The following is a 24930-nucleotide window of genomic DNA, read 5'->3' as shown; positions in this document are numbered from 1 at the left end:
TCAGCCTCACAGCGCCTCCCCGAGCAGCATCCGCAGGCGATCCCAGCCCGGCTCCCGCGTGAAGGAGCTTGCGCCCCACCTCAGGGCCGGGACCGTCACCACCAGACCGGCCGAGTCCCGCTCCAGGACATGCACCTCCGCGATCCGCCGTTGCCCCGTCCCGTCGCGCACGACATGGACGACGGCGGACAGAGCCGCGGCCAACTGGCTGTGCAGTGCCGCCCGGTCGAGCCCTGCCGACGTCCCGAGCGCCTCCAGGCGCGCCGGCACGTCGGCGGCCGTATTGGCGTGCACAGTGCCGCAGCCACCTTCGTGACCGGTGTTGAGCGCGGCCAGCAGTTCGGTGACCTCAGCGCCCCGCACCTCGCCGACGACGAGCCGGTCGGGGCGCATCCGCAGCGCCTGACGGACAAGATCGCGGAGCGTGACCCTGCCTGCACCCTCCTGGTTGGCCGTGCGGGACTCGAGCCGCACCACATGGGGATGGTCGGGCCGCAGCTCCGCCGAGTCCTCGGCGAGCACGATCCGCTCGCGCTCCCCCACGAGCCCCAGCAGACTGCTCAGCAGCGTGGTCTTGCCCGAACCGGTTCCTCCGCTGATCAGGAACGACAGCCTGGCTGCGATCAGGGTCCGCAGCAGCCGGTCGCCGCCGGGCGGAACCGTCCCCGCCGCGACGAGCTCCCCCACCGAGAACGCCCGCGGCCTCACCACACGCAGCGACAGGCACGTCGAACCGACCGCCACCGGAGGGATCACCGCGTGCATCCGCGTGCCGTCCGGCAGACGCGCGTCCACCCAGGGCCGCGCGTCGTCCAGTCTCCGCTCGGCGACCGCCGCGAGCCGTTGTGCGAGCCTGCGCACCGATGCCGCGTCCGGGAACGTCACTTCGGTGAGCTCCAGACCTCTGCCCCGGTCGACCCATACCCGGTCGGGCGCGGACACCAATACGTCGGTCACGGACGGGTCGGACAGCAGCGGCTCCAGCGGGCCGGTACCCACCAGCTCGCACCTCAACTTCTCCGTGCCACCGAGCACTTCGGCGTCGCCCAGCAACCGGCCCTGCGCCCGCAGGGCCGCCGCCACCCTGGCCGGCGTGGGATCCGCGCCGCTCTCCGCCAGCCGCTGCCGCACGGCCTCCAGCAGTCCTGTGCTCATGAGACCGGCTCCCCCGTCAGCGCCTTCTCCCAGAAGGCCGTGCAGAACCTGGCCAGTGGCCCGCGTCCGTTCCCGCCCGGTGGCATCCCGGCGTCCTGGGCCGCGAGCAGACCTGCTTCCACAGGCAGCTCTCCCGCGAGCGGGAGTCCGAGGGCGTCCGCCACCCATTGCTCGTCCAGCCCCGAGGCGTACGGGCCGCGCACCACCGCACGCAGGTCCGAGAGGACCATGCCGACCACGGACGCGACCCTGTTGGCCGCGGCGACCGCTCGCAGCTCGCCGGGCACGACCAGCAGTCCCAGGTCCAGTTGGGCCAACGCCTCCGCGACGCCCTCATCGACCCGGCGCGGCAGGTCGACGACGACCACGCCGCCCCGCCTGCGCGCCGCGGCCAGCACCGAGCGCATGGCCTCGGGCGGGATGACGACCGAGTCGCCGCGGTCCCAGCTGAGAACCCTCAGCGCGTGCAGCTCCGGCAGCGATTCCTCCAGCGCTCCGCCGGAAACGCGACCCTTGGAAGCGACGAAATCAGGCCATCTCCTGCCGCCCGTCTGCTCGCCGCCGAGCAGCACGTCCAGCCCGCCGCCGAGGGGGTCGCCATCGACGAGCATGGTCCGGCGGCCGCTTCGCGCAGCGGTTGTCGCGAGCGCGCACGCCAGCGTCGATGCACCCGCACCGCCCCGGCCGCCGATGACCCCGACCGTCAGCGCCTGGCGCCCGGCGCCCTCCGCGACGTCAGCGAGCCGGTCGACGAGCCAGCCCTCCGCGTCCGGCAGACGCAGGACGCTGTCCGCCCCGATCTCCACCGCCCGCCGCCATACGTCCGGGTCGTCCTGGTCGCGGCCCACGAGCAGCACCCCGCGCCTGCGGGTCGCCCCGCGGCAGCGGGCGGCCGCATCGTCGCCGACCAGTACGAGGGGAGCGCCTTCCCAGACACCCCTCCGCTCGGGTACCGAGTGATGGACGCCCGGCTCGGCCCCTGCCGCCGCGCACAGCCGCAGCAGGTCGTCGAGCAGCTCCGCGTCCTCCGTGACGATCAGAGGTCCTGCCCGCTGTTCGTCAGCAGCCTGGGGGCGATCCGATGTGAGGGATCCAGCCACGATCTTCCACCCTTCTCCCCACGATCTCGCATGACGGCGAGATGCGTGATTCCTTCGGCCCGCGAAACTTCGCGGCTGGAATCACGGTGCGGCGCACTGGGAAATCGTGTGGATCTTGCTGAAAAACTGTGGACAACTAGCCACTTGTGAATATCTCCGTAGCCCATACCAGTGAGGAGTGGGCGCCTCCCGGAGCGCAGCTCTTCGGCTACACACGGTGACGAATACGGGGGTACATCTTCCGCCGCGCAGAACGGCGACGAGAGCGGAAGATGGACGGCAGCGGCCGCGGCAGAGGACGGAAAACCCGTCCGGACATGCGACGACCCCCGCCGGGGGGGAGAGCGGGGGTCGTCTCTCCGGCCGACTCGGGGGGGGAGGAGCCGGACCGGGTTAGCACGGTCGCGAACGATCCGTGACTTCCATGGTGTACCCGAGAGCCTTCTCAGGCAAACCCACACGCCCGAGCGTACGCCGAATGGCGGGCACATATGCTCGGCCCCGTGGAAAACCACTCCTTGCCGCGCACAGCCGCCTTCTTTGACCTGGACAAGACGGTCATTGCGAAGTCATCGACGCTGACCTTCAGCAAGTCCTTCTACCAAGGCGGGCTGATCAGTCGGCGCGCCGCACTGCGCACCGCCTATACACAGTTCGTTTTTCTCGCGGGCGGTGCCGACCACGACCAGATGGAGCGGATGCGCGAGTACCTGTCCGCGCTCTGCAAGGGCTGGAACGTGCAACAGGTGAGGGAGATCGTCGCCGAGACGCTCCACGACCTCATCGACCCGATCATCTACGACGAGGCGGCCTCCCTCATCGAGGACCACCACACGGCCGGCCGGGACGTGGTCATCGTGTCCACATCCGGCGCGGAGGTCGTCGAGCCCATCGGCGAGCTGCTGGGTGCCGACCGGGTGGTGGCCACGCGCATGGTCGTCGGTGACGACGGGTGCTTCACGGGCGAGGTGGAGTACTACGCCTACGGCCCCACGAAGGCCGAGGCAGTCCGGGAACTGGCCGCATCGGAGGGGTACGACCTGGACCGCTGCTACGCGTACAGCGACTCGGCCACCGATATCCCGATGCTCTCCGCCGTCGGCAACGCCTACGCCGTCAATCCGGACCGGGCACTGCGCCGCGAGGCTGCTCTGAGGGATTGGCCGATTCTCGTCTTCAACCGACCCGTGAGGCTGAAGCAACGGCTGCCCGCGTTCTCCATGCCGCCACGCCCGGCGCTGGTCGCGGCTGCGGCCGTCGGTGCGGCCGCCGCGACGGCGGGGCTCGTCTGGTACGCCAGCCGCCGACGCGGCGCGGCCGCGCGAGCGGCGAAAGCAGCAGCCATAGCCGCCCCGGCCACGCGATTCGCCCGTATTTGAACCTAAAAGTAAAGAAGTCACGGCAGGGGTTTCGCTTCCCCGCCCGCTGGAGTACAAAGGATTCAACGGCCCGCGAGACCGAGGACATCCGAAAGGATCACCTTTAAACGCATAAAGGCCCCACGGACCGAAGCATGGAAGCCGAGCACCCACGCGACGTCGACCCGTCGATTACGGGCCAGCCGCACCAGGTGACGGGCAAAGCTCCCGACCTGATGGGCAACCATTCGAGGACGCTTGGTACCTGGGTGGACATGCCAGCGGCGGTACCAAAAGGTACCGCCGCAACCCTTTTCCGGACATAGGGACGTTTTGCGGCTCAGGCCGCGCCGCGCTGAAGCGCCTCGCACACGGCGGTCGATTCCCTCACACCGAGCTCGACTGCCCGCCCGCAGTGGGCGATCCACAGCGCCATGCCTTCCGGCGTCCCCGACAGGTATCCCTCGAAGGCCGCGACGTACGCCGCGCGGCCCTGCTCCGCGTGCCCGACCTCCGCGGGGCAGATCGACTTCGGGTCGAGTCCGCTGCCGACGAGCACGATCCTCTCCGCCGTCCGCGCAATGAGACCGTTGCACGAGCCGAAGGGGCGCAGGGCGAGCAGTTCGCCGTGCACCACCGCCGCCGTCACGAGTGCGGAAGCGGAACTGCCCGCGATGATCAGCTCCGCCAGCCCGTCCAGCCTGCCCGCCACCTCCGGCGCGCCGGGCAGCGGCGCCTCGATCAGCGGCTCGTCGACCCGCTCGCCCGCCAGCCGCGGCCGACCCACCGATTCGCCGTCACCCGCGCCACTCGCCGCGACCAGGTGCAGCCGGGCCAGGACCCGCAGCGGCGACTGCCGCCAGATCGAGAGCAGTTGCCCGGCCTCCGCGGTCAGGCGCAGGGCCGCACCGACGGTTCGCGCCTCGGGCTCGCTGCCGAAGTCGGTGCGCCTGCGCACCTCCTCGAGCGCCCAGTCGGCGCCGGACAGCGCGGCGGAGGCGCGCGCTCCGCGGAGGGCCGCCTCCGAGGTGATCTCGTTGCTGCGTCGCCGCATGACCCGGTGGCCGTAGACCCGGTCGACCGCCTTGCGCACGGAGTCCACGGACTCGGCGACGCCCGGCAGGGTGCCGAGGGTGGCCAGGGGGTCGGCCGACGAGGCGTTGGTACTCATAGGTAGCGAGGCTACGCGCCCCGCAGCCGGACCCCACCTTGGAGTGGTCTTCTTCACGCATCTTGACAACCATGTGCATTCACAGGACTACGCTAGGTGAACATGAAGATCGCTTTCGTAGGGAAGGGCGGCAGCGGCAAGACGACGCTGTCCTCGCTCTTCATCCGCCACCTGGCCGCCAATGAAGCCCCTGTCGTCGCGGTGGACGCCGACATCAACCAGCATCTGGGGGCCGCGCTCGGCCTCGACGAGGCGGCGGCTGCCGCGCTGCCCGCGATGGGCGCTCATCTGACACTGATCAAGGACTACCTGCGTGGCACGAATCCGCGGATCCTCTCCACCGACACGATGATCAAGACCACGCCGCCCGGGGAGGGTTCACGGCTGCTGCGTGTGGTCGAGGACAACCCGGTGTACGAGGCATGCGCGCGGACGGTGCGGCTCGACGACGGCGACATCCGGCTGATGGCGACCGGCCCGTTCACGGAGAACGATCTCGGGGTGTCCTGCTACCACTCGAAGGTCGGGGCGGTCGAGCTCTGCCTCAATCACCTGGTGGACGGGCCGCTGGAGTTCGTCGTGGTCGACATGACCGCCGGTTCGGACTCCTTCGCCTCGGGCATGTTCACCCGTTTCGACATGACCTTCCTGGTGGCGGAGCCGACCCGCAAGGGCGTGTCCGTCTATCGCCAGTACAAGGAGTACGCGCGGGACTTCGGGGTGGCCCTGAAGGTCGTGGGCAACAAGGTGCAGGGCCAGGACGATCTGGAATTCCTCCGCGACGAGGTGGGCGACGACCTGCTCGTCACGGTCGGGCACTCGAACTGGGTCCGGGCCATGGAGAAGGGCCGGCCACCGCGTTTCGAACTGCTGGAGGCAGACAACCGCATGGCCCTGCAGGCCCTGCAGGACGCGGCGGAGGACTCGTACGCGCACCGCGACTGGGAGCGCTACACCCGGCAGATGGTCCACTTCCATCTGAGGAACGCCGAGAACTGGGGGAACGCGAAGACGGGCGCGGACCTGGCCGCGCAGGTGGACCCGTCGTTCGTGCTCGGGGAGCACACTCCCGTGCCGCAGCCGGGCTGACGCCCACGCGAGGGCGGCCCGGCCGGAGCCGGACCGCCCTCACCGCTCAGGGCTGCCGGGCTCGGGACCCGGTCGCCCTCACGTCATTGCGCGCCGGGCTCAGGAGCGGCCCTCGCGCTTGGGCGCCGGCGGCGCGGCCGGGGCGACCTGCGCCGCACGGAGGAAGTCCGCCCACCCGCCCTTCGGCTTCTCGCCGACGTCCAACTGCCGCATCCTCTTGAGGACCAGCGGATCCTGGGCGTCCAGCCAGTCGGCCAACTGCCGGAACGACACGCACTTCACGTCGCTCTTCACGCAGACATTCGCGATCGTCTCCTCGACGGCCTTCATGTACGTCCCGCCGTTCCAGGACTCGAAGTGGTTGCCGATCACGAGCGGAGCGCGATTGCCCTTGTAGGCACGGTCGAAGGCCCGCAGCAGGCCGTCGCGCATCTGCATGCCCCAGTACGCGTGCATCGCCTTCGGGCCCCGGGAGGTGACGGACTGGTTGACCATGAAGTTGTAGTCCATGGCCAGCGTCTCGAAGGCGCGGCCCGGAACGGGAACCATCTGCAGGGACAGGTCCCACAGGCCCATCTCCTTCTCGGGCCACACCTGTTCGTTGACCCCGCTCGTGTCGTAGCGGAAGCCGAGTTCGCGCGCGGCGCGCATGAAGTTCTCGCGTCCCTCCAGGCACGGGGTGCGGGCGCCGATGAGTTCTTCGTCGTAGTCGAAGGGCAGCGGCTGCGCCTTGCCGAGGCCGGCGTTCGACTTCCAGTTCTTCACAAAGGACTTGGCCTGGCTGATCTCGCTCTTCCACTCGGCCACGGACCAGGTGCCCACGCCGCCGTCCGCGCCGCAGAAGTGACCGTTGAAGTGGGTGCCCACCTCGTTGCCGTCCTGCCAGGCACCGCGCAGTTCGCGCACGGTGTCCTTGATTCCCTCGATGTCGTTGAAGCCGATGTCCGAACTGCCGACCGCATGCTGGGGCGGGTCGTACAGGTGCCGCTTCTCCTCGGGGAGGAGATAGACGCCGCTGAGGAAGTACGTCATCGTCGCGTCGTACTTCTTGCCGACCTCGCGGAAGTGGGAGAACAGCTTCTGACTGTCCTCGCCCGCGCCGTCCCAGGAGAAGACCACGAACTGCGGTGGTTTCTCACCCGCCTTGAGTTTCCGCGGCGTGAGCAGTCCCGGCTGAGCTCCGGTGAAGGCGGTCGATCCGTCCCCGATGAGGCGCACCGCGCTCTTGGCCGCCGGCCCCTTCCTCACGGCGGGGGCACCGTGCTCGGTGCCGTCCGGCCGGTCCCCTCCCGACCCGGAACAGCCGGCGAGTCCTGCGGTCAGCACGGTGCCGATTGCGCCGATGGCAAGGGTCTTCCTCGTGGCGGCCAGCATGCACCCACCCTCTTTCCTGTGCCGATACGACTGTCGGACTGCAACGTCGCGAGTCGACAAATTCGCATCACACGACGAGAGGGGCGGAGTGGCGGGGCCGCATTGAAATGATTAATCACTCGATCGAGTGATCAAATGCCCTATTTGCCCAGAAAATCATGCCGGAGTCTTTACTCTGCATTACGATCCATTTACTTAACGTTGAGCGCTCGTGCGATTCGAGCATCCCGCCGCTGTACGCCGTGACCCACGGCCGCGTCACCCCATTCGCGACCGCGCTGCCCCGGAGGAGACGGGAATGTCCTGCGCCCCCCACCGCCCCGACGATGTTTCTCACCAGTCCGGCAAGACCGCCACCGACCGCTTCCGGCGACCGCACAGCCCACCGCCGGCCGGCGGTGGCCGCCGTTTCCACATCGCGGGCGCCGACCTGTCCGCGTCCATCTCCGTCTTTCTGATCGCACTCCCTCTCTCGCTCGGCATCGCGCTCGCGACCGGGTCGCCGCTCCAGGCGGGGTTGGTCGCCGCCGCCGTCGGCGGCATCGTGGTGGGCCGGCTCGGCGGAGCGCCATTGCAGGTCAGCGGCCCGGCCGCCGGACTGACTGTCGTCACCGCGGAGTTGATCCAGATCTACGGCTGGCGGACCACCTGCGCCATCACCGTGATGGCCGGCCTGTGCCAGCTCGGCCTGTCCGCCCTGCGTGTGGCCCGCTCCGCCCTCGCCGTGAGTCCGGCGATCGTGCACGGCATGCTGGCCGGCATCGGCGTCACCATCGCGCTCGCGCAACTCCACATCGTTCTCGGCGGCACACCACAGAGCTCCGCGATCTCCAACGTACGGAGCCTGCCCGCCCAGTTGGCCGATCTGCACCCGGCCGCGCTCTCGGTCAGCGTGCTGACCGTGGCCGTCCTGCTGGCATGGCCACGCATCCCGGGCCAGGCCGGGCGGATCGTGCGGGCAGTTCCCGCCGCCCTCGCCGCCGTCGCCGGGGCGACGGTGCTCGCCACACTCGCGCAGCTCCATCAGCCGAGGGTCGACCTGCCGTCCTGGCGTTCGCACGCGCTGCCCGAGCTGCCGGAGGGGCCTGTGCTAGGCCTGCTGGCCGCCGTTCTCACCATCACCCTGGTCGGCAGCGTGGAATCGCTGCTGTCAGCCGTCGCCATCGACAAGCTGACCGCCGCCCGCAAGAAGCCGTACGTCCGCATTCCCCGCGCGGACCTCGACCGCGAGCTGGCCGGTCAGGGCGCGGCCAACGTCCTGTCGGGCGCCCTCGGCGGCCTGCCCGTGACCGGAGTCGCCGTCCGCAGCGCGGCGAACGTCTCCGCAGGAGCGGTCAGCCGCCACTCCACCATGCTCCACGGCTTGTGGATCACGGTCGCCGCACTGCTGCTCGTGCCGGTCCTCGACCTGATTCCGCTGGCCGCGCTCGCCGCGCTGGTCATGGTCGTCGGCGTGCAGATGGTCAACATCACGCATCTGCGCAGTGTGCGGCGCAACCGCGAAATGCTCGTCTACCTCGTGACGTTGGCCGCGGTGGTCGTGACCGGCGTGCTCGAAGGAGTGGTGATCGGGGTCGCCGTGGCGGTCGCGGTCGCATTGCACCGGCTCACCCGGACCCGGATCACCATGGAGGAGTACGACCGCGGCCACCGCGTGCGGGTACGCGGCCAGCTGACGTTCCTGGCCGTCCCCCGGCTGAGCCGGATGCTGGGGCAGGTACCCAACGGGGTGGACTGTGTCGTCGAGTTGGACGGTTCCTTCATGGACCACGCCGCGTTCGAGGCCCTGCACGACTGGCAGACGGCGCATGTCGCCCAGGGCGGCACGGTGGAGTTCACCGGCCGGGCGGGGGCGCGGATCAGCGAGCCCTCGTCCGAGACGCACGGCTGCTGCCGGCCCTGGACCCCCTGGCGCAATCACCATTGCGGTGACCGTCCGCGGCAGACCGAGCCTCATCAACTGGCGAGCGGGCTCAGCTCGTTCCAGCGCAATACGGCTCCGCTGGTGCGGGACGAGCTGGCGAGGCTGGCGCGCGAGGGTCAGCGGCCCTCGCAACTGTTCCTCACCTGCGCCGACTCCCGGCTGGTCACCAGCATGATCACGGCAAGCGGTCCCGGAGACCTGTTCACCGTCCGCAATGTCGGAAACCTCGTGCCACTGCCGGGCGAGGAGAGCGGTGACGACTCGGTCGCCGCCGCCATCGAGTACGCGGTCGACATCCTGGAAGTGGAGTCCATCACGGTCTGCGGCCACTCCGGGTGCGGCGCGATGCAGGCGCTGCTCAGCAGTCCGCCCCGCGGCGCCGCGACCCCGCTGCACCGCTGGCTGCGACACGGCCGCCCCAGCCTGGAGCGGATGCGGAGCCGCCACCGCGCGTGGGCCAGGATCTCGGGGCGGCTGCCCTCCGACGCAGTGGAACAGCTGTGCCTGACGAACATCGTCCAGCAGCTGGAGCATCTGCGGGCCCATGAGTCGGTCGCGCGGCGGCTGTCCGAGGGCACCCTGCAGTTGCACGGCATGTATTTCCACGTCGGCGAGGCCCAGGCGTACCTCCTCACGAGCACCGCCGAGCACGAGATCGACGAGGTCTTCGACCGGGTTGCCCCCGAGCCGTCCGCGCTGCAGAAGGCACGGGTCTGACCACGGCGGGCCCCTCCCGCTCACCGCGTGGCTGAACCGCTGACGCGTGGCGTCCGTGAGAACGTGTGGCCCCTCCTCCCCACCGCCCGGGGGCGAGGGGCCACCCAGAGGTCTAAACCAATACCCGGATGCCCCTTGTCACCTGGGCCTCCGGCTGATGAGCTATGGCCTGGGACACATACGCACAGAAGACGCCCTGGGAAAGGGAGATGTCGTGAGCAACGAAAGCCTGGCCAACCTTCTTAAGGAAGAGCGGCGGTTCGCCCCGCCGGCCGAGCTGGCGGCGAACGCCAACGTGACCGCAGAGGCGTACGAGCAGGCCGCGACGGACAGGCTCGGCTTCTGGGCCGAGCAGGCACGACGGCTGGACTGGGCCACCGAACCGACCGAAACCCTGGACTGGAGCAACCCGCCCTTCGCCAAGTGGTTCGCGGACGGCACGCTCAACGTGGCGTACAACTGCGTCGACCGCCATGTCGAGGCAGGCCACGGCGACCGCGTCGCCATCCACTTCGAGGGCGAGCCCGGCGACAGTCGCGCCATCACCTATGCCGAGCTCAAGGACGAGGTCTCCCGGGCAGCCAATGCGCTGACCGAACTGGGCGTCCGCAAGGGCGACCGGGTCGCCGTCTATCTGCCGATGATCCCCGAGGCCGCGGTCGCCATGCTGGCCTGCGCCCGGATCGGTGCCGCACACTCCGTGGTATTCGGCGGCTTCTCCGCCGACGCCGTCGCCTCCCGTATCCAGGACGCCGACGCCAAGCTCGTCATCACCGCCGACGGCGGCTACCGCCGCGGCAAGCCCAGCGCGCTGAAGCCGGCCATCGACGACGCCGTCTCCCGCTGCCCGCAGGTCGAGCACGTCCTGGTGGTGCGGCGCACCGGCCAGGACACCGCGGTCACCGAGGGCCGCGACGTGTGGTGGCACGACATCGTCGGCCGGCAGTCCGCCGAGCACACTCCCGAGCCGTTCGAGGCGGAGCACCCGCTCTTCATCCTCTACACCTCCGGCACGACGGGTAAGCCGAAGGGCATCCTGCACACCTCCGGCGGCTACCTCACCCAGGCGGCCTACACGCACAACGCCGTCTTCGACCTCAAGCCCGAGTCGGACGTCTACTGGTGCACCGCCGACATCGGGTGGGTCACCGGCCACTCGTACATCGTCTACGGTCCGCTGGCCAACGGCGCGACGCAGGTCATGTACGAGGGCACCCCGGACACGCCGCACCAGGGCCGGTTCTGGGAGATCGTGCAGAAGTACGGCGTCACGATCCTCTACACGGCGCCGACCGCGATCCGCACGTTCATGAAGTGGGGCGACGACATCCCCGCCAAGTTCGACCTGTCGAGCCTGCGCATCCTCGGGTCGGTCGGTGAGCCGATCAACCCCGAGGCCTGGATCTGGTACCGGGAGCACATCGGCGCCGGAAAGACCCCGATCGTCGACACCTGGTGGCAGACCGAGACCGGCGCCATGATGATCTCCCCGCTGCCGGGGGTAACGGAGACCAAGCCCGGCTCCGCCCAGCGCCCGCTGCCCGGCATCTCCGCCACCGTCGTCGACGACGAGGCGAACGAAGTCCCCAACGGAGGCGGCGGATACCTCGTCCTCACCGAGCCGTGGCCGTCGATGCTGCGCACCATCTGGGGCGACGACCAGCGCTTCCTCGACACCTACTGGTCCCGTTTCGAGGGCAAGTACTTCGCGGGTGACGGCGCCAAGAAGGACGACGACGGGGACATCTGGCTGCTCGGCCGGGTGGACGACGTCATGCTCGTCTCCGGCCACAACATCTCGACCACCGAGGTCGAGTCCGCTCTCGTCTCCCACCCGAAGGTCGCCGAGGCGGCGGTCGTCGGCGCAGCGGACGAGACGACCGGCCAGGCCATCGTCGCCTTCGTGATCCTGCGCGGCACCGCCATTGAGGACGACAGCCTCGTAGACGACCTGCGCAACCACGTCAGCGCCACCCTCGGCCCGATCGCCAAGCCCAAGCGGATCCTCCCCGTGGCCGAGCTGCCGAAGACCCGCTCCGGCAAGATCATGCGCCGTCTGCTCCGCGACGTCGCCGAGAACCGCCAGCTGGGCGATGTCACGACGCTCACCGACTCGTCCGTCATGGACCTCATTCAGACCAAGCTGCCCAGCGCGCCCAGCGAGGACTGACCGGCCGCGGACACATGCATGCGGGGGCCTCCGGCACCGTGACGCCGGAGGCCCCCGCATGCATAGGTGCGGCTCCGAACCGGGCGTGGGTAGAGTAAGGAACGCGTCAATGACGCAATGAACATCCAAGGTGCGCCGGGAAGTCTGGTCGGCAAGTGTTTGTCCTGCCCAAGACCGGAGGTTCCAGCCCGTGGCCGCGCCCAAGAACAGCCCCACGTTCCTCGGACGTCTGTCCCTGCCCGAGCGGAATTTCGTCGCGGACGCGCTGCGCACCGAGACGGTCGGCGGTGTGCTGCTCCTCATTGCCGCCGTTGTGGCTTTGATCTGGGCGAACACCCCCATCAGCGACAGTTACACGGCTGTGAGCGACTTCCACATGGGCCCGGCCTCGCTCGGCCTGGACCTGTCGATCCAGCACTGGGCCGCCGACGGCCTGCTGGCGGTGTTCTTCTTCGTCGCAGGTATCGAGCTGAAGCGCGAGCTGGTCGCCGGGGAGCTGCGCGACCCCAAGGCCGCCGCCCTGCCGGTCGTCGCCGCACTCTGCGGCATGATCGCGCCTGCGCTCGTCTACCTGCTGGTCACGACGGTCGGCGGCGGTTCCACCGCCGGCTGGGCCGTGCCCACCGCCACGGACATCGCCTTCGCCCTCGCCGTGCTCGCGGTCATCGGCACCTCGCTGCCGTCCGCGTTGCGCGCATTCCTGCTGACCCTCGCCGTCGTCGACGATCTGTTCGCGATCCTGATCATCGCGATCTTCTTCACCGACCACCTCAATTTCGCCGCGCTCGGCGGCGCCTTCCTGGGCCTCGCGCTCTTCTGGCTGCTGCAGCACAAGGAGGTCCGGGGCTGGTACGTGTACGTGCCGCTCGCCCTGATCATCTGGGGGCTGATGTACAACAGCGGCGTCCACGCCACGATCGCCGGTGTCGCGATGGGGCTGATGCTCCGCTGCTCCCGGCGGGAGGGAGAGGAGCACTCCCCGGGGGAGCACATCGAGCACCTGGTGCGCCCTCTGTCGGCGGGGATCGCCGTGCCGCTGTTCGCACTGTTCTCGGCGGGTGTCTCCGTCACCGGCAAGTCGCTCACGGATGTCTTCACCAAGCCGGAGACGCTCGGCGTGGTCCTGGGCCTGGTGATCGGCAAGGCGTTCGGCATCTTCGGCGGCACCTGGCTGGCGGCCCGTTTCACAAAGGCGGAGCTCAACGAGGATCTGCGCTGGCCGGACGTCTTCGCGCTGGCCTCCCTCGCCGGCATCGGCTTCACCGTCTCCCTGCTCATCGGGGAACTCGCCTTCGCCGGCGACGCCGTGCTCACCGACGAGGTGAAGGCGGCGGTCCTGCTCGGTTCCCTGATCGCCGCGATTCTTGCCGGGATTCTCCTCAAACTGCGGGTGCGCACGTACCAGGCGCTCTGGGCGGAGGAGGAGCGCGATGAGGACATGTCTGGCATCCCGGACATTTATGAACAGGACGATCCCGCCTACCACCTGCGGATGGCCGCGATCTACGAGGAGAAGGCCGCGGAGCACCGTCTCAAGGCGGCACAAGCGGCGGGGGCGTCGCGCGGCGCCGACGACAGTCCGGCATGATCTGACATCGGACCGTAGAACTTGGAGAGGGAGTCAGCGATGAGCGATCCCGGAAACACCGCAGCGAACGCTGTCGGCGCCGACCGCAGTCTCGGTCAACTGGTCGCCTCGGCGACCGCCGAGATGTCCGCACTGGTGCATGACGAGATCGCTCTGGCCAAGGCCCAGTTGCGCCAGGACGTGAAGAAGGCCGGAATCGGAGGCGGCGCGTTCTCCGCGGCCGGGGCGGTGCTGATCTTCTCGCTGCCGATGCTGAGCTTCGCACTCGCCTACGGCATCCGCACGTGGAGCCACTGGAACCTCGCGATCTGCTTCCTGCTCTCGTTCGCCGCGAATGTCCTGCTGGCGCTGCTGCTCGCGCTGATCGGCATGATCTTCGTGAAGAAGGCGAAGAAGGGCAAGGGACCGCAGAAGGCAGTCGCTTCGGCGAAGGAGACCGCGGCCGTGCTGCAGAACGCCAAGCCGCATCCGCGCCCCGAGCCGCTGCCCGAGCTCCTGCCGGGCACCCGTGAGGACAAGGTCGGGGTATGACCGCCCGGCTCGGTTCGGCCGCGCCGGGCCCGGGTGTGGCGAACGAGGTCCTTCGGGTTGTGGCACGCTCAACGGCATGACGGCCCCTGAATCCCTTCCCGGCGGCTTCGGCAACAACGGCAGCCCCGTACGCATCGACGGTCCCTGGACTCACCGCGATGTGGCGGCCAACGGCGCCCGCTTCCACATCGCTGAGATGGGTGACGGCCCGCTGGTGATGCTGCTGCACGGTTTCCCGCAGTTCTGGTGGACCTGGCGGCATCAGCTGCCGGCGCTCGCCGACGCCGGATTCCGGGCGGTGGCGATGGATCTGCGGGGTGTGGGCGGCAGCGACCGGACACCGCGCGGTTACGACCCGGCGAACCTCGCACTCGACATCACCGGGGTCGTGCGGTCCCTGGGCGAACCGGACGCGGCGCTGGTCGGGCACGACCTGGGCGGCTATCTGGCGTGGACGGCCGCCGTGATGCGGCCCAAGCTGGTGCGCCGGCTCGCGGTGTCGTCGATGCCGCATCCGCGACGGTGGCGTTCGGCGATGCTGTCGGACTTCGCACAGACCCGAGCGGGGTCGTACGTGTGGGGCTTCCAGCGCCCGTGGATCCCCGAGCGTCAACTGGTTGCCGACGATGCCGCCTTGGTGGGCAGGCTCGTCGAGGAGTGGTCCGGTCCGCAGCCGCTCGACGAGGAGGCCATCGCGGTCTACCGGCGGGCGATGTGCATCCCTTCCACGGCGCACTGCTCGATCGAGCCGTACCGCTGGATGGTGCGCTCACTGGCCCGCCCCGACGGGATCCAGTTCAACCGCCGGATGAAGCGGCCGGTGCGGGTGCCCACGCTGCATCTGCACGGTTCACTCGATCCGGCGATGCGTACGCGCAGCGCGGCGGGGTCCGGCGAATACGTCGAAGCGCCGTACCGGTGGCGCCTGTTCGACGGTCTCGGCCACTTCCCGCACGAGGAGGACCCGGTGGCCTTCTCGAACGAGTTGATCAACTGGCTGAAGGATCCCGAGCCCGATCGGTGAGCGGTTTGCGGCGTTTTGCGCAACGTCGAGGAACGGTTGTCCTACGAACGGCCAAGTGCCCGGCGCATAGGCCAATTGGCCGCCCCTGACACGGTTACCGACCTTGGGCCACGGGCAGACGTCGGGGTATGGGCTGGACGCACGACTACGGTGACGCAGCACGCAACCGCCGCTCGGCCAATGGGCCGATCACCCACGACAGTGGTGGCTCCCGGGCAGAGGGCCACGAGCATCCCGGGGACGGGATCGGTATTCCGCGCATCCTCCGGCGCCGCGCGCGCTGGGTGTCGGCGCGGCTCCGCCATCCCCGCTCCTGACTCCCACCGCGGCTGCGCGTACGGGCGCCGCTACAGCGCGCATCCCTGGCTGTCGACCTCCTGGTTGGCGGAACGGCCCTGTGCGATGTCCTCGCGGATCTCGTCCACCGTCAGCGCGTAGCCGGTCTCGGCGTCGTCCAGGGACCGGGCGAAGATGACGCCGTAGACCTTGCCGTCGGTGGTGAGGAGCGGTCCGCCGGAGTTGCCCTGGCGGACCGTCGCGAACAGCGAGTAGACATCGCGGCGGACGGTGCCCCGGTGGTAGATGTCGGGTCCGTTGGCGTTGATCCGGCCTCGGACACGTGCGGAGCGGACGTCGTACGAGCCGTTCTCCGGGAAGCCGGCGACGATCGCGCTGTCTCCGCTGCGTGCGTCGTCCTCGGTGAACTGCAGGGGGCGGGCCTTGAGGTCGGGGACGTCGAGCACCGCGATGTCGCGCTGCCAGTCGTAGAGCACGACCTTCGCGTCGTAGAGCTTGCCCTCGCCGCCTATCTGGACGGTGGGCTCGTCCACGCCGCCGACGACATGCGCGTTGGTCATCACCCGGCGCTCGTCGAAGACGAAGCCGGTGCCCTCCAGGACCTTTCCGCAACTGGGTGCCGTGCCGACGACCTTGACGATGGACTGCTTGGCACGGGCGGCGACCGGGCTGCCGACGAGCGCCGGGTCCGGTGCCTGGACCTCGGTGATGGGTTCGTTGGCGAACGGGCTGAAGACCTGCGGGAAGCCGTTCTGCGCGAGCACGGAGGAGAAGTCGGTGAACCAGGTGGATGCCTGATCGGGCATCACCCGGGACACCCCGAGGAGCACCTTGGAGTTGCGGACCTCCTTGCCCAGGGTGGGCAGCGAGGTGCCGGCGAGCGCGGAGCCGATCAGCCACGCCACCAGGAGCATGGCCACGACGTTGACCAGCGCTCCGCCGGTGGCGTCGAGCGCACGGGCGGGCGACCAGACGATGTGCGTGCGCAGCTTGTTGCCCAGGTGGGTGGTGAAGGCCTGGCCCACCGACGCGAAGACGATGACGATGACCACGGCGACGATCGCCGCCGTGGTGGACACCTCGGCGTCATTGGTCAGCGCTGCCCAGACCACGGGGAGGAGATAGATGGCGACGAGTCCTCCACCGAGGAACCCGATCACCGAGAGGATGCCGACGACGAAGCCCTGGCGATAGCCGACGATCGCGAACCAGACGGCGGCGACCAGCAACAGGATGTCCAGCACGTTCACCGTCAGTAGCCTCGCAGTGTCTCGCCGGGTGCTCCTTCCGGCTGGTGGTCCGGGCCCGCGGCGCCGCCGCTTCGTTTCTGCGCCCCGGGTTGCGCTTCTGCCTGTGTCAGCCTGTCATGCGCGCCAGTCCAGTGGGACCTGCTTAGAGCGGTCCCACGGCCGCTCCCAGCCTGCGAAGTGCAGGATCCGGTCGATGACTCCGGCGGTAAAACCCCAGACCAGAGCCCCTTCGACCAGAAATGCGGGTCCGGCGTGACCGCTCGGGTGGACGGCCGTCGCACGGTTGGCCGGGTCCGTGAGATCCACCACGGGCACAGCGAACACCCGCGCGGTCTCGGCGGGATCGACCGCCCCGACCGGGCTGGGGGTGCGCCACCATCCCAGTACGGGCGTCACGACGAAACTGCTCACCGGGATGTAGAGCTTGGGCAGCACGCCGAAGGTCTGGACGCCCGAGGGGTCGAGACCGGTCTCCTCCTGGGCCTCTCGCAGAGCGGCACGCAGCGGACCGGTGGTGGCCGGGTCGCCGTCCTGCGGGTCGAGGGCTCCACCGGGGAAGGAAGGCTGCCCGGCGTGCGAGCGCAAGGTGCCAGCGCGCTCCATCAGCAGCAGCTCGGGCCCCCGGGCGCCCTCGCCGAAGAGGACGAGCACGGCGCTCTGTCGGCCCTTGCCGCTTTCGGGCGGCAGGAAGCGGCTGAGCTGCTGCGGCTGCACGGTGTCCGCGGCCCGCACCACGGGGTCGAGCCATGCGGGCAACCCTTCGGTGCTGACGACCACCTCGCGCTCGCCCTCACCCGGCCGGCCGTACGCCTCGTACGTTTCTTCTCCTGCACGTGTCATGGGCACCCCCTGGTGCACAACGCTCCGGGGCGCCGGGATCGTTCCTCGTGGGGGCGGCGGCTCACCCGATCGCGCCAAGCGCCGGGGCCGGTTTGCCCGGGTAGTCCGCGGGAGGCTTCAGGCGCTGTCCGGGCTGGCCGCCCATCTCGTACTTCAGGAGCTTCCTGGCCTTCTCCGGATCGGTCTCGCCCTCCCCGTACGAAGGGCAGAGGTGCGTGATCGGGCAGGCGCCGCAGGCGGGCTTGCGGGCGTGGCAGATGCGGCGGCCGTGGAAGATCACACGGTGGGAGAGCATCGTCCACTCGGACTTCGGGAAGATCGAGGCGATCTCGGCCTCGATCTTGACCGGGTCGTCCTGGTCGGTCCACTTCCAGCGGCGCACGAGCCTCATGAAGTGCGTGTCGACGGTGATGCCGGGGACACCGAAGGCGTTGCCCAGGACGACGAAGGCCGTCTTGCGGCCCACGCCGGGCAGCGTGACCAGGTCTTTCAGCCGGCCGGGGACCTCACCACCGAAGTCGTCGCGAAGGGCCTTGGACAGGCCCATGATCGATTTCGTCTTGGCCCGGAAGAAGCCGGTCGGCCGGATCAGCTCCTCGACCTCCTCCGGCACCGCGGCGGCCAGATCCTCCGGCGTGGGGTAGCGGGCGAAGAGGGCGGGAGTGGTCTGGTTGACCCGGAGGTCGGTCGTCTGTGCGGAGAGGACGGTCGCGAGCAGGAGCTGGAAGGGATTCTCGAAATCCAGCTCCGGGTGGGCGTAGGGAAAGACCTCGGCGAGCTCGCGGTTGATCCGGCGCGCTCGGCGGACCATGGCCAGCCGCGATTCCGGTTTGACCGATTTTTTCCTTTTGTCCGAACTGGGTGACGACTGTTCGCCCACAGCGGAATTCTGCTTTCCGGACACGCTCCCAGCCCCCTTGGCCTGCGCTCTCACCGGCGAGTTGGACACCCGGCCAGCCTAAGGGCCGCCACCGACATCCGCCCCGGTCCCCGGTAATCACGACCCAATCGGGCCCCTGCCGTACGGCGGGACGCGTCAGTGAGTCAAACTTGTTGTGATTGATCGCACGATTGTTTACTACCGGGGTCCCGATCCCCGACGATGCCAGCCGCGGGGCCCCAGTCCCCGGGACAGCACAGCACGGTCCGGCATCATGGGGACACCGTCCCCTGAGCAGGTCGACAAGGAGAGAACTCGTGGACGACGTTCTGCGGCGCGCCCCGCTCTTCGCGGCGCTCGATGACGAGCAGGCCGCGGAGCTCCGCGCCTCGATGAGTGAAGCGACGCTCGCCCGTGGCGACGCGCTGTTCCACGAGGGCGACCCCGGCGACCGCCTCTACGTGGTCACCGAAGGCAAGGTCAAACTCCACCGCACATCCCCCGACGGCCGCGAGAACATGCTCGCCGTCCTCGGCCCGGGCGAGCTCATCGGCGAGCTGTCCCTCTTCGACCCCGGCCCGCGCACCGCGACTGCCACCGCCCTGACCGAGGTGAAGCTCCTCGGCCTCGGCCACGGCGACCTCCAGCCGTGGCTGAACGTCCGCCCCGAGGTGGCCACCGCGCTGCTGCGCGCGGTCGCCCGCCGGCTGCGCAAGACCAACGACCAGATGTCCGACCTGGTCTTCTCCGACGTCCCGGGCCGTGTCGCCCGAGCGCTCCTCGACCTGTCGCGCCGCTTCGGCGTGCAGTCGGAGGAGGGCATCCACGTCGTCCACGACCTCACCCAGGAAGAGCTGGCCCAGCTGGTCGGTGCCTCCCGCGAGACCGTGAACAAGGCCCTGGCCGACTTCGCGCAGCGCGGCTGGCTGCGACTGGAGGCCCGCGCGGTGATCCTGCTGGACGTGGAGCGTCTGGCCAAGCGCTCGCGCTAGGCCCTGTCCGGACGACAGGACCTGGCCGACCCCAGGCATACGAGGAGGGCCGCCCGCATCGCGCGGGCGGCCCTTTTTCGCGCGCCGGCAGACCGCCGGCGCCCTGCCGTCAGTTCTTGGTGCCGTCGACGATCAGCGGATTGCCGGCGCCCCCGCCGCACGGCACCGCGTACACCGGGTGCTTGGTGGACGCCTCCTTGAAGGCCTCGATGCACTGGTTGGCGAGCACCTTGTCGCTCAGCGACTCGTTGAGGATGCGGTTGGCCTTGGCGATGCCCTCGGCCTCGATACGGCGGCGCTCGGCCTCCGCCTTCGCGGTGCGTGCGGCCTCGGTCGCCCTCTCCGTGGCCTGCTGCTGCTGGATCTTGCGGTCGATCTGGTCCTGCAGCTTCTCGGACGGCCGCACATTGCGCAGATTGACGGTCGTGACGTCGATGCCCCTCGGGGCCAGACGTTCCTTGATGAGATCACCGATCTCGGTGTTGATCTTCTCGCGGGCGGAGGTGTAGCCCTCCTCGCTGGTGTGGCGGGCGAAGACGTTGCGGACGATCTCCCGGCTGTCCGGGAACACCAGCCGCTGCTGGATCGCGTCCTCGCTGCCCGCGAGCCGGTACAGCTCCACGGCCTTCGCGGGGGTGACCGCCCACTTCACGGTCAGCTCCGCGTACATGACACCGCCCTGCGAGGAGCGCACCTCGACCACGTCCTTGTCGGACAGGTTGAGGTCCACCGGGCGGGTGGAGAACGTCGTGACGTTGGTGAACGGTGAGGTGACGTTCATGCCGGACGTCATGGGCGAGCCGACCTTGCCGAACGTGACGGGCACCCCGACCTCGTAGGCACCGACGACGTGCACACAGCTGGCTATGCCGGCGAACAGGCCCGCGAGCAGCGCTCCCACAGCGCCGAACCTGAGGCCCCGGTTGTCGCCGCTGCGGGCGACGAAATACATCACCGCGGCGGCGATGACGAGAATGACGAACAGGACGAACACAGCTGATCCCCCCAGGGACGGATGTCGCAAAGTAAGCGGAGCGTAAAGCACCGTCAGCGACAGGACGTAGGGAGGGGCACCGCCAGTTCCCGCCGGTCAGGCCGACGGGCTCCCGCCGATCAGACCGTGCTCGCGGAGGTACTCCAGCTGCGCCCGCACCGACAGCTCGGCCGCCGGCCACAGGGACCTGTCCACGTCCGCGTACACCTGCGCGACCACCTCGGAGACGGTCGTGAAGCCGCTCTCGACGGCGGTCTCCACCTGCGCCAGCCGGTTCGCACGGTGCGCGAGATAGAACTCGACGGCGCCCTGGGCGTCCTCCAGCACCGGACCGTGTCCGGGCAGCACGGTGTGCACACCGTCGTCGACGGTCAGCGAGCGCAGCCGCCGCAACGAGTCCAGGTAGTCCCCGAGCCGCCCCTCCGGGTGCGCGACGACCGTCGTGCCGCGGCCGAGGATGGTGTCACCGGTCAGCACGGCGCGGTCGGCGGGCAGATGGAAGCTGAGGGAGTCACCGGTGTGGCCGGGTGTGGCGACGACCCGCAGTTCGAGCCCGCCCGTGGTGATCACGTCCCCCGCGGCGAGCCCCTCGTCGCCGAGCCGCAGCGCGGGATCGAGGGCTCGGACGGAGGTACGCGTCAGCTCGGCGAAGCGGGCGGCGCCCTCCGCGTGGTCGGGGTGGCCGTGCGTGAGCAGGGTCAGGCCCACTCGCTTGCCCGCCTGCTCGGCCGTGGCGATCACGGCTTGGAGGTGGGCGTCGTCGAGGGGCCCGGGGTCGATGACGACGGCCAGATCGGAGCCGGGCTCGGAGACGATCCAGGTGTTGGTGCCGTCGAGGGTCATCGCGGACGGGTTCGGCGCGAGCACGTTGACGGCTCGCGCGGTGGCGGGCCCGGAGAGCACACCTCCGCGGGGCTGCCCCGGCAGAACGGCGGCATCGGTCATCGCGGGCCTCCCTGGGGCACGTGCTTGGTGAACTCCTCGTGGCCCGGCCAGCTCAGCACCACGTCGCCGCCCTCCAGCCGCGCCTTCGCGAGCACCGGCGTGAGATCCCGGCCCGTCGCCCCGGCCAGCGCGTCCTCTGCGCTGCCGTACTCCTGCAGGGTGCGCAGCGTCGCGACGGTGGGCGGCATCATCAGCAGCTCGCCCTTGTCGTAGCCGGCGGTCGCTTCCGCGGGGCTGATCCACACCGTGCTCTCCGCCTCGGTGGAGGCGTTGCGGGTGCGCTGGCCCTCGGGCAGGGCGGCGACGAAGAACCAGGTGTCGTAGCGGCGCGGCTCGAACTCGGGAGTGATCCACCGCGCCCAGGCGCCCAGCAGGTCCGAGCGCAGCACAAGTCCGCGGCGGTCTAGGAACTCGGCGAACGACACGTTCCGGTCCACCAGTGCCTGGCGGTCCGCCTCCCAGTCGTCCCCTGTGGTGTCGCCGACGACCGTGCCTGCCGTGGGCCCGGCGAGCAGGACGCCCGCCTCCTCGTACGTCTCCCGGACCGCGGCGCACACGATGGCCTGCGCGGACGCCGTGTCGGTGCCGAGGCGCTCCGCCCAAGTGTCCAGGGAGGGGCCGGCCCAGCCGACGGGCCGGTCGTCGCGGGGATCCACTCCTCCGCCCGGATAGGCGTACGCGCCTCCCGCGAAGGCCATGGAGGTGCGCCTGCGGAGCATGTGGACAGCGGGGCCGGCCGCCGAGTCGCGCAGAAGCATCACCGTCGCGGCCCGCTTGGGGGTCGCGGGGACGAGCTCTCCGGCCGCGAGGGCACGGATGCGGTCGGGCCATTCCGGCGGGTACCACTGACCATTGGACATGGGCGGATGCTATGCGTTCACGCGTAGATGTTCGAGGGGTGGCCGGTGTGCCCGGCCACCCCTCGACCCCGCCCTCCGCGGTCTACGTCCGCGCGTCCGAGGTACCGCGCAGCTTCACGTTCGCCGTGCTCGCGTTCTTGATCGCCGTTTCGATCTGCGCCATCGAGGAGCCCGACGACAGCCCTGGGACGGTCGCCGCGTTCACCGCGTAGAGCGTGAAGGTGTACGGATGGGTGGAGCCGCCGGGGCAGGGGCCGAAGTACTTCTGCGCGTTCGCCCCGCTGCCCATGGCCTTCTGCCGCGCACCGTCCTGGCCCGGGACGGCGAAGCCGGATCCCAGGCCCTCGGGCAGCGCGGTCTTCCCCCCCGGGACGTCCCAGATCGCCCAGTGCAGTTTGTTGCCGCCGTTCGCCGTGTCGGCGAAGACGACCGCATAACTGCGGGCGCTCGTGCTGCCCGCGCCCCAGGCGAGCGGCGGTGACGGGTCCTGGCCCGCCGTGCCGTCGCCGGCGCAGGTGTACTTGGCGGGGATGGTGGTGTTGTCGCCGAAGGCGCTGCTGGTCAGCTTGAAGTCACCCGGCTGGGGATTCCCGCCGCCGGAGTACTGGATGTCGATCAGCAGGACCCGGTCGTTGCCGGATGTGCCGTCCTTGTCGGTGGACGTGGTGAGCCAGATGTCTCCGTCGTGGTCGACCTCCACGGTGCGCAGCCTGTCGTAGGTCCCCTGGAAGTAGGTCTTCTGCTCCACGAGATTGCTGCTGCTGTCGATGCGCAGCCGGTAGACGCGCTCGCCCCTGGTCGTGGCGACGAAGACGTGGTCGTTGATGATCGTCAGTCCGCTGGGCGAGCCGGAGGCGGTGGGCCAGGTCTTCTTCGGCGGGATGTAGCCGGAGCAGCTGCCGCTGGTGCCCTCGCAGTTGGGCCAGCCGTAGTTGCCGCCCTTCTGGACGAGGTTGACCTCGTCCATGACGCTGTTGCCGAACTCGGCCTGCCAGAGCCTGCCCTTGGAGTCGAAGTCGAGCCCCTGGGGGTTGCGGTGGCCGAGTGACCAGACGGCGTTCCCGAACGGGTTGTCCGACGGGATGGAGCCGTCCTGGTTGATGCGCAGGATCTTTCCGTTGAGGGAGTTCTTGTCCTGCGCGCGGCTGGCGCTCTGGGCGTCGCCCATGGAGGCGTACAGCTTGCCGTCGGGGCCGAAGCGCAGTCGGCCGCCGTTGTGGAAGCGGCTCTTCTCCATGCCGTCGAGGAGGACGGTGTAGCCGCTGAGCGCGTTGTTCTCCAGCTTCATGCGCGCGATGCGGTTGCCGTCGCCGGAGGTGTGCAGGAAGTACAGGTAGTGGTCACTGTTGAAGTTCGGGCTGACCTCGACGCCCATCAGGCCGCCTTCGCCGCCCGTGGTCTGGGAGTTGGGCACCTTTCCGAGGAGCGTCCTCTGGCCGGACTTGGTCAGCTTGTGGACGTTGAAGGTGTTCCGTTCGGTGAAGATGCCCGTGCCGTCGGGCAGGAAGCCCAGGCCCCAGGCCACGTCCACACCGCTCGCGAGGGTGGATACGGCGCCGGGGTCCGGGGTGCCGCCGGGCTGGGAGCCCGTTGTGGTGACGGTGAGCTCCGGTCCGAAGCCGGACCTGTTCCCCTTGAGGTCGAAGGCCCTGACCTTGAATTTGTACGCGGTGTTCGCCTTCAGGCCGGCGACGGTGGCCGTGGTGCCGTCGGAGGTCGTGGAGGCGGCGCCGTCGCGGAAGATCTCGTAGCCGGTGACCTTCACGTTGTCCGTGGAGGGGTTCCAGGCGAGGTCGACGCTGGTGGCGGTCCTGCCCGTGGAACGCAGGTTGCCCGGGATGCTGGGTGCCTGGTCGTCGGGCGGAGCGGGCAGGGTGGCGACGGTGACGGCGTTGCTCGCGACGGAGACGTTGGCCGCGGCGTCACGGGCGAAGACGGTCCAGTCGTAGGTGGTCTCCGGGTCGAGGCCGTCCACCGTGGCGGCGAGCGTGGATCCGTCGACCTGCTTCATCAACTGGCCGTGCTGGTAGATGTCGTAGCCGGTGACCGCCGTGTTGTCGGTGGAGGCGTCCCAGGCCAGTGACACCGTGGTCGCCGTGGGCTCCTTGCCCTTGCGCAGATTCCCGGGCGCGGTCGGCTTCTCGGTGTCGGCGGGGCCGGTCGGGGTGACCGTGAGCCGGTCGAGGTTGGGTCCGTCGCTGGCGGCGGTGGTGGCGCGGATGGTGTTGGTGCCCGCCTTGAGCTGGGCGGTCGCGGTGCCGGACTTCCAGGTGCTCCAGGCGCCGGTGCCCGGGAAGGCGAGGTTGTCGGCAACGAGGGTGCCGTTGACGGTGATGTCCAGGGGACGGTTCATGGTGGTGCCGTTGGCGTATCTCAGGTCCAGGTCGGCGGGGCCGGCCTGCGCCGAGTCGACGGTGAACTCGACGTACGCACCGGTGACGGCCTGGAAGTTCACGAAACCGGTGCCGGAGTGGCCCGGGTGGTTGGACTCCACGGCGCCCTGGGAGATCCGGGCGCCTTCGGCTTCGTAGCCGACGGGCTCTGCGGCGGGGACCGCCTGGCTGCTGAGCGGTGGCAGGGCGAGGGATAACGCCGCGGTGGCGGCGGCGACGAGTGCGCCGGCCGCGCTGCGCGGCCGTCGGAGACGGGGTGCCACGGTTTCCTCCCGCTT

The 24930-nt window shown here is 69.7% G+C and carries 20 protein-coding genes; 9 read left to right on the top strand and 11 right to left on the bottom strand.

From position 1 onward, the window contains the following. Positions 1 to 6: 6 nt before the first annotated feature. Together AC067Z_RS21300 and ssd are read right to left on the bottom strand one after the other, a co-directional pair. Entirely contained in the window at positions 7 to 1155 is a 1149-nt protein-coding gene (locus AC067Z_RS21300; protein ID WP_478791127.1) for a TadA family conjugal transfer-associated ATPase, read from the bottom strand. Further along, entirely contained in the window at positions 1152 to 2255 is a 1104-nt protein-coding gene (gene ssd / locus AC067Z_RS21295; protein WP_478791126.1) for a septum site-determining protein Ssd, read from the bottom strand. The genes AC067Z_RS21300 and ssd overlap by 4 nt, the downstream gene beginning before the upstream one ends. A 491-nt stretch (positions 2256 to 2746) precedes the next feature. On the opposite strand from ssd, the gene AC067Z_RS21290 reads away from it, so the two are divergent. Beyond that, complete coding sequence (locus AC067Z_RS21290; RefSeq protein ID WP_478791125.1) at positions 2747 to 3634, top strand: HAD family hydrolase; 888 nt, start codon at positions 2747 to 2749, stop codon at positions 3632 to 3634. Positions 3635 to 3953: 319 nt separating this feature from the next. On the opposite strand, the gene AC067Z_RS21285 is transcribed toward AC067Z_RS21290, so the two are convergent. Then, the gene (locus AC067Z_RS21285; protein WP_478791124.1) at positions 3954 to 4784 is read right to left on the bottom strand and encodes a Fic family protein; all 831 of its coding nucleotides are present in this window, start codon (positions 4782 to 4784) and stop codon (positions 3954 to 3956) included. A gap of 102 nt (positions 4785 to 4886) precedes the next feature. Between AC067Z_RS21285 and AC067Z_RS21280 the strand changes: the two genes are divergently transcribed. Continuing rightward, positions 4887 to 5873 carry an ATP-binding protein gene (locus tag AC067Z_RS21280; RefSeq protein WP_478791123.1) on the top strand — a complete coding sequence of 329 codons (987 nt, stop codon included), beginning with the start codon at positions 4887 to 4889 and terminating at the stop codon, positions 5871 to 5873. Positions 5874 to 5972: 99 nt separating this feature from the next. Here AC067Z_RS21280 and AC067Z_RS21275 read toward each other — a convergent pair whose 3' ends face one another. After that, positions 5973 to 7247 (bottom strand): polysaccharide deacetylase family protein, encoded by a 1275-nt coding sequence (locus AC067Z_RS21275; protein ID WP_478791122.1) that lies wholly within the window; start codon positions 7245 to 7247, stop codon positions 5973 to 5975. A 298-nt stretch (positions 7248 to 7545) separates the two neighbouring features. Between AC067Z_RS21275 and AC067Z_RS21270 the strand changes: the two genes are divergently transcribed. The 6 genes from AC067Z_RS21270 (at position 7546) to AC067Z_RS21245 (ending at position 15518) form a co-directional block, all read left to right on the top strand. After that, complete coding sequence (locus AC067Z_RS21270; RefSeq protein WP_478791121.1) at positions 7546 to 9888, top strand: SulP family inorganic anion transporter; 2343 nt, start codon at positions 7546 to 7548, stop codon at positions 9886 to 9888. 214 nt (positions 9889 to 10102) lie between these two features. Continuing rightward, positions 10103 to 12058 (top strand): acetate--CoA ligase, encoded by a 1956-nt coding sequence (gene acs / locus AC067Z_RS21265; RefSeq protein ID WP_478791120.1) that lies wholly within the window; start codon positions 10103 to 10105, stop codon positions 12056 to 12058. 190 nt (positions 12059 to 12248) lie between these two features. Next, complete coding sequence (gene nhaA, locus AC067Z_RS21260; protein WP_478791119.1) at positions 12249 to 13646, top strand: Na+/H+ antiporter NhaA; 1398 nt, start codon at positions 12249 to 12251, stop codon at positions 13644 to 13646. A gap of 39 nt (positions 13647 to 13685) precedes the next feature. Then, positions 13686 to 14177: a phage holin family protein gene (locus AC067Z_RS21255; RefSeq protein WP_478791118.1), complete on the top strand. Its 492-nt coding sequence runs from the start codon at positions 13686 to 13688 to the stop codon at positions 14175 to 14177. 76 nt (positions 14178 to 14253) lie between these two features. Beyond that, complete coding sequence (locus AC067Z_RS21250; RefSeq protein WP_478791117.1) at positions 14254 to 15201, top strand: alpha/beta fold hydrolase; 948 nt, start codon at positions 14254 to 14256, stop codon at positions 15199 to 15201. A 128-nt stretch (positions 15202 to 15329) separates the two neighbouring features. Next, positions 15330 to 15518, top strand: coding sequence for a hypothetical protein (locus AC067Z_RS21245; protein ID WP_478791116.1), 189 nt, complete (start codon positions 15330 to 15332; stop codon positions 15516 to 15518). Positions 15519 to 15548: 30 nt separating this feature from the next. Here AC067Z_RS21245 and AC067Z_RS21240 read toward each other — a convergent pair whose 3' ends face one another. From AC067Z_RS21240 to nth, 3 genes are all read right to left on the bottom strand, one after another. Further along, the gene (locus AC067Z_RS21240; protein ID WP_478791115.1) at positions 15549 to 16748 is read right to left on the bottom strand and encodes a MarP family serine protease; all 1200 of its coding nucleotides are present in this window, start codon (positions 16746 to 16748) and stop codon (positions 15549 to 15551) included. Between the two features lie 114 nt (positions 16749 to 16862). After that, positions 16863 to 17588 (bottom strand): NUDIX hydrolase, encoded by a 726-nt coding sequence (locus tag AC067Z_RS21235; RefSeq protein WP_478791114.1) that lies wholly within the window; start codon positions 17586 to 17588, stop codon positions 16863 to 16865. 61 nt (positions 17589 to 17649) lie between these two features. After that, on the bottom strand, positions 17650 to 18492 hold the full coding sequence (gene nth, locus AC067Z_RS21230; RefSeq protein WP_478791113.1) for an endonuclease III: 843 nt from the start codon (positions 18490 to 18492) through the stop codon (positions 17650 to 17652). Positions 18493 to 18785: 293 nt separating this feature from the next. Between nth and AC067Z_RS21225 the strand changes: the two genes are divergently transcribed. Next, complete coding sequence (locus tag AC067Z_RS21225) at positions 18786 to 19460, top strand: Crp/Fnr family transcriptional regulator (RefSeq protein WP_018845857.1); 675 nt, start codon at positions 18786 to 18788, stop codon at positions 19458 to 19460. A gap of 109 nt (positions 19461 to 19569) precedes the next feature. Here the strand turns inward: AC067Z_RS21225 and AC067Z_RS21220 are convergent, their stop codons facing one another. The 4 genes from AC067Z_RS21220 to AC067Z_RS21205 form a co-directional block, all read right to left on the bottom strand. Continuing rightward, the gene (locus AC067Z_RS21220) at positions 19570 to 20454 is read right to left on the bottom strand and encodes a prohibitin family protein (RefSeq protein WP_478791112.1); all 885 of its coding nucleotides are present in this window, start codon (positions 20452 to 20454) and stop codon (positions 19570 to 19572) included. 96 nt (positions 20455 to 20550) lie between these two features. Further along, entirely contained in the window at positions 20551 to 21399 is an 849-nt protein-coding gene (locus tag AC067Z_RS21215) for an MBL fold metallo-hydrolase (protein WP_478791111.1), read from the bottom strand. Continuing rightward, the gene (locus tag AC067Z_RS21210; RefSeq protein ID WP_478791110.1) at positions 21396 to 22259 is read right to left on the bottom strand and encodes an NUDIX hydrolase; all 864 of its coding nucleotides are present in this window, start codon (positions 22257 to 22259) and stop codon (positions 21396 to 21398) included. Before AC067Z_RS21210 ends, AC067Z_RS21215 begins: the two co-directional genes overlap by 4 nt. Positions 22260 to 22341: 82 nt before the next feature. Continuing rightward, positions 22342 to 24915 carry a PQQ-dependent sugar dehydrogenase gene (locus tag AC067Z_RS21205; RefSeq protein WP_478791109.1) on the bottom strand — a complete coding sequence of 858 codons (2574 nt, stop codon included), beginning with the start codon at positions 24913 to 24915 and terminating at the stop codon, positions 22342 to 22344. Positions 24916 to 24930: the final 15 nt, after the last annotated feature.

This window comes from Streptomyces sp. NPDC043812 (assembly GCF_056436245.1).
The sequence above is the reverse complement of the archived record's forward strand: the minus strand, read 5'-3'. Positions and strand labels throughout refer to the sequence as shown.

Coding starts and splice junctions, on each gene's coding strand:
- AC067Z_RS21300 (WP_478791127.1), bottom strand. CDS start 1,155: ATGAGCACAGGACTGCTGGAGGCCGTGCGGCAGCGGCTGGCGGAGAGC.
- AC067Z_RS21290 (WP_478791125.1), top strand. CDS start 2,747: ATGCTCGGCCCCGTGGAAAACCACTCCTTGCCGCGCACAGCCGCCTTC.
- AC067Z_RS21285 (WP_478791124.1), bottom strand. CDS start 4,784: ATGAGTACCAACGCCTCGTCGGCCGACCCCCTGGCCACCCTCGGCACC.
- AC067Z_RS21280 (WP_478791123.1), top strand. CDS start 4,887: ATGAAGATCGCTTTCGTAGGGAAGGGCGGCAGCGGCAAGACGACGCTG.
- AC067Z_RS21275 (WP_478791122.1), bottom strand. CDS start 7,247: ATGCTGGCCGCCACGAGGAAGACCCTTGCCATCGGCGCAATCGGCACC.
- AC067Z_RS21270 (WP_478791121.1), top strand. CDS start 7,546: ATGTCCTGCGCCCCCCACCGCCCCGACGATGTTTCTCACCAGTCCGGC.
- AC067Z_RS21255 (WP_478791118.1), top strand. CDS start 13,686: ATGAGCGATCCCGGAAACACCGCAGCGAACGCTGTCGGCGCCGACCGC.
- AC067Z_RS21250 (WP_478791117.1), top strand. CDS start 14,254: ATGACGGCCCCTGAATCCCTTCCCGGCGGCTTCGGCAACAACGGCAGC.
- AC067Z_RS21245 (WP_478791116.1), top strand. CDS start 15,330: ATGGGCTGGACGCACGACTACGGTGACGCAGCACGCAACCGCCGCTCG.
- AC067Z_RS21235 (WP_478791114.1), bottom strand. CDS start 17,588: ATGACACGTGCAGGAGAAGAAACGTACGAGGCGTACGGCCGGCCGGGT.
- AC067Z_RS21215 (WP_478791111.1), bottom strand. CDS start 21,399: ATGACCGATGCCGCCGTTCTGCCGGGGCAGCCCCGCGGAGGTGTGCTC.
- AC067Z_RS21210 (WP_478791110.1), bottom strand. CDS start 22,259: ATGTCCAATGGTCAGTGGTACCCGCCGGAATGGCCCGACCGCATCCGT.